4 protein-coding genes are annotated in these 4,265 nt (G+C 61.7%); 3 read left to right on the forward strand and 1 reads right to left on the reverse strand.

Annotation, left to right across the window (positions count from 1 at the left end):
• Positions 1–1,126, reverse strand: a 1,126-nt coding sequence (locus MAXJ12_RS20530; RefSeq protein ID WP_040587117.1) for a TrkH family potassium uptake protein, incomplete at its 3' end; no start/stop codon positions are given.
• A gap of 155 nt (positions 1,127–1,281) precedes the next feature.
• Between MAXJ12_RS20530 and ilvA the strand changes: the two genes are divergently transcribed.
• From ilvA to MAXJ12_RS20545, 3 genes are all read left to right on the forward strand, one after another.
• Positions 1,282–2,538 carry a threonine ammonia-lyase IlvA gene (gene ilvA, locus MAXJ12_RS20535; RefSeq protein ID WP_008837897.1) on the forward strand — a complete coding sequence of 419 codons (1,257 nt, stop codon included), beginning with the start codon at positions 1,282–1,284 and terminating at the stop codon, positions 2,536–2,538.
• Positions 2,539–2,701: 163 nt separating this feature from the next.
• Complete coding sequence (locus tag MAXJ12_RS20540) at positions 2,702–3,238, forward strand: DUF1697 domain-containing protein (RefSeq protein WP_008837898.1); 537 nt, start codon at positions 2,702–2,704, stop codon at positions 3,236–3,238.
• 316 nt (positions 3,239–3,554) lie between these two features.
• A partial coding sequence (locus tag MAXJ12_RS20545) for a DEAD/DEAH box helicase (RefSeq protein ID WP_008837899.1) occupies positions 3,555–4,265 on the forward strand: 711 nt, incomplete at its 3' end.

Genomic DNA, 4,265 nt, shown 5'->3' on the forward strand with positions numbered 1-4,265 from the left:
GTGGATAGACCAGGCGCCGCAGGCCGTTGGACATGAGCTCGAACACGATCAGGAACCGGTATGCCTTGATCCCTCCGGCGGTCGATCCCGAACAGCCTCCGAGGAAGGTGGCGACGAAGATGCAGGCGACCGCAAATGGCCCCCATTGCAGGTAATCGGCGCTTGCGTAGCCGGTGGTCGTGATGATCGAAACAAAATTGAATGCGGAATGGGTGAAAGCATCCAGGAACGGCATGTCTGCGTTCACCCGTAGATATATCGCCACGCCGACGACAAAGACGATGCAGTAGCCGGCGAAGACCCGCATTTGCGGGTCGCCCAGCGCGTCGAGGCGGCCGCGCACCAGAAATAGGATCAGGATGGAAAAGGGCAGCCCGCCAATAAACATGAACAGCGTGCCGACCCAAAGCACCGCCGGCCTCTCGGCATAGAAGCCGAGCGAGGCGTCGTGCGTGGAAAAGCCGCCGGTGGCCAGCGTCGTCAACGAGTGGTTCAACGCGTCGAAGCCGGTCATGCCGGCCATGGCGTAGGAAATTGCGCAGGCGAGCGTGAGTCCGGCGTAGATGGCGAGGAAACTCATCGCAAAAGTCGAGAAGCGCTCGAACGGGCGATCCTCGATGTCCGAGGATTCGATCTTGAAATAGGAAACGCCGCCGACATTGAGAAAAGGAAGCACGAACAGGCCGAGCGCGATGACGCCAAGCCCGCCGAACCATTGGAGGATCGACCGCCACAAAAGCAGCCCGGGCGGCATCGTGTCGAGACCGACCAGCACGGTCGAACCGGTCGTGGTGATCGCCGAGACCGATTCGAAGATCGCGTCGGCGATACTGATGCCGATGGAAGACGCGGCCAACGGGACGGCTCCAGCAATCGCCATGGTCACCCAAAGCAGATTGACCAGGAGGAATGCAAAACGCGTGGTGACCGGAGGCGCGCGTCCTTGGGTTGCGAGCGCAACCGCCATGGCGAGCCCACCCATGAACAGCGCCGAAAAGGCGAAGACCCGCCAGTCCTCATGACCGAAATACAGGTCGACCGCCGCCGGGATCAGCATCGCGGCGGAGAGATAAAGGGCGAAGACGGCTGCAACGTGGATCGCGGCGCGAACGGCAATTCTATTCACGTAGACGGGACCCCAGACGTGACGTGCCGCCGTCGGGCCAGGCCGGACGGCGGGCATCGGAGGCCGACAGTGGCTTCATCGGCATGAATATGCAATAGGCCTGCCGATCGGCCCACAGCTATTGCCGGTTGCGCTGATGCGGGGGAATTTTAGCGATGACGAATTTTGCCGAGAAGGTTGCGGCAGCCGCGAGCGGCCTGCGCGAACTCTTCCCCGAGACGCCGCTGCAGGAGAACGACTATCTGTCGAAGAAGACCGGCGCGCGCATTCTCCTGAAGCGCGAGGACCTTTCGCCGGTGCGCTCCTACAAGATCCGCGGCGCGTTCAATTTCTTCCGCAAGGCGCTGGACGGCGGCAACCATGCCGACCTGTTCGTCTGCGCCTCGGCCGGCAACCATGCCCAGGGTTTTGCCTTCGTGTGCCGCCACTTCGGCAAGAAGGGCGTCGTTTTCATGCCGGTGACGACGCCGCAGCAGAAGATCGACAAGACGAAGCTGTTCGGCGGCGAATTCGTCGAGATCAGGCTGGTCGGCGACTTCTTCGACGACTGCAATCGCGCCGCGCTCGAGTTCACCGAAACCGCCCGCGCGCATATGGTGCCGCCCTTCGATCACAAGGACATCGTCGAAGGCCAGGCGACGGTGGCCCTGGAGATCGCAAGCCAGATGCCGGACGGGAAGGCGCCCGACATGATCGTGCTGCCGGTCGGCGGCGGAGGGCTCTCGGCCGGCGTGACGCGGTATTTCGCCGAGGTGCAACAGCCGACCCGCTTTGTGTTCTGCGAGCCGTCGGGCGCGCCGAGCCTCAAGCAAAGCCTGGAAGCCGGCAAGCGCGTCAAACTCGGCAAGGTCGATAATTTTGTCGACGGCGCCGCAGTCGCCGAAATCGGCCGCGAGAATTTTCGCCTGCTCAAGGATTTTCCCACTGAGGCGGTCCGCGAAATCCCGGAAAACCGTCTTTGCGCCACCATGATCGAGATGCTGAACGTCGAGGGCGTGGTGCTGGAACCCGCCGGAGCGCTCGCCATCGACGCGCTCAAGGATCTTCCGCGCAAGGAAATCCGCGGCAAGACCATCGTCTGCGTCGTCTCCGGCGGCAATTTCGATTTCGAGCGCCTGCCGGACGTGAAGGAGAGGGCGCTTCGATTCGAAGGGCTGAAGAAATATTTCGTGTTCCGCTTCCCCCAGCGCCCCGGCGCGCTGCGCGACTTCCTCGAACTGCTCGGCCCCGACGACGACATCGCCCGCTTCGAATATCTGAAGAAATCGGCGCGCAATTTCGGCTCGGTGCTGATCGGCATCGAGACGAAGGACCGAAGGAATTTCGAGGTGCTCGCCAGGCGTTTTCACGAAGCCGGCTGGGCATATCAGGACATCACCGACAACGAGACGATTGCGGGGCTGGTGATATGAGCGAAAACGGCCGGGAGAACCTCAAGTCTTTCACGCATTGAAGCGATATCGGCGCCCTGACGGTCGTTGTGAACAAATTCTGACGCTGCGCGACGCCCGATTTGTCTGTTATCGTTGATTCCAAACAGCTTTTATCGTGCTGTCAAAGACCAGAGAGGCGATTTTGTCCACATACATCATCCTCTTTCGAGGCGTAGGAGGCGCGACGCAGCTACCGACGAAGCCGCTGCGCGAGGCGCTGACGGAGGCCGGATTCGGCAATGTCGCGACCTACATCAACAGCGGCAACGCCGTGCTGAAAAGCAGCATTTCGCGTGAAAAAACAATCGCTTCGGTGGCCGACATCTGCAAGCGCGAATTCGGTTTCAGCAAGGATATCCATGCGGTCACGCTCGACGAATGGTCGGCGCTGATCGACGCAAATCCGTTCCCCGAGGCGGTCGCCGTTCCAAAGTTCCTGCACGCGGCCGTGCTCGCCGCCCAACCCGAAGAGGGAAAAGTCAAGGCGCTGCAGGCTGTTGCGGCCAAGGGCGAACGCATCGCTGTAGTCGGCAAGGTCGCCTATCTCCATACGCCCGAAGGGTTCGGAACCTCGAAACTCGCCGAAAGATTCGACAAAGGCATCGGCGTTCCCAACACCGCACGCAACTGGAACACGGTGCTGAAGCTCAAGGAACTGGCGGAAAAGGTGGATTCCTGAGTTCCGAGCCCGCAATTGTTGCGCTGCACAAATAATTCGGTTGCTATTTTCGCGATTATCCCCCATATGCCGCTTCATAGGCGCTTGGGCCGGGTTTTCCGGCTTTCCCCTCCGATGGGACTGGTTGCGTCTGTTTTCTCCCTCACCGAACGAAACGGTAAGCGGCGAAAGAGCCCTGCGGACATGAGGTCTGCGGGCACGACAGCGCAGCCGAGCGGACAGGAATGTCCGCCGCCTTGTCGTTTCCACAAAGAATTTCGCCGGCAGGTAGCGCCTTGCCGCGAGTGTTGTTGCGGGCCCGGAGTCCGCGTGAAAGATGAATAAATTGACGAATGAAAACAATGCGGAACTCAATGGTTTCGCCAAACTTGGAATTACCGGTGCGCTTCTGAAGGCCACTCATGCCGCTGGTTTCGACATGCCGAAGCCGGTGCAGGTTCAGGCCATCCCGGCGCATCTGGCCGGCCGCGACGTGCTCGCGGTAGCCCAGACCGGCTCTGGCAAGACGGCGGCTTTCTCGCTGCCGATCCTGACAAAGATCATCGCGCTCGGCACCAAGCGCCTGCCGAAGACGGCGCGTGCGCTGATCCTCGCCCCGACCCGCGAACTCGCGGTGCAGATCGAGGACACCATCCGCGTTCTGGCCAAGGGCCTGCATGTCTCGACCGCGCTCGTGCTCGGCGGCGTGTCGCGCTACAGCCAGGTCAAGAAGATGGCTCCCGGCGTCGACATCCTCGTCGCCACGCCCGGCCGGCTGACCGACCTCGTCCGCGAGGGCGAGGTGAACCTGTCCGATACGCGCTGGCTGGTGCTGGATGAGGCCGACCGCATGCTCGACATGGGCTTCATCCATGACGTGAAGCGGCTCGCCAAGGCGACCCACAAGGATCGCCAGACGGCGCTGTTTTCGGCCACAATGCCGGCCGAGATCGAAGGGCTGGCCCGCGGCATCATGAAGGATCCCGTGCATGTCGAAGTCGCGCCGCAAGGCACGACGGCGGTCGAGATCAAGCAGAGCGTCGTGCTC

Source organism: Mesorhizobium alhagi CCNWXJ12-2 (assembly GCF_000236565.1).
GTDB classification, from domain to species: domain Bacteria; phylum Pseudomonadota; class Alphaproteobacteria; order Rhizobiales; family Rhizobiaceae; genus Allomesorhizobium; species Allomesorhizobium alhagi.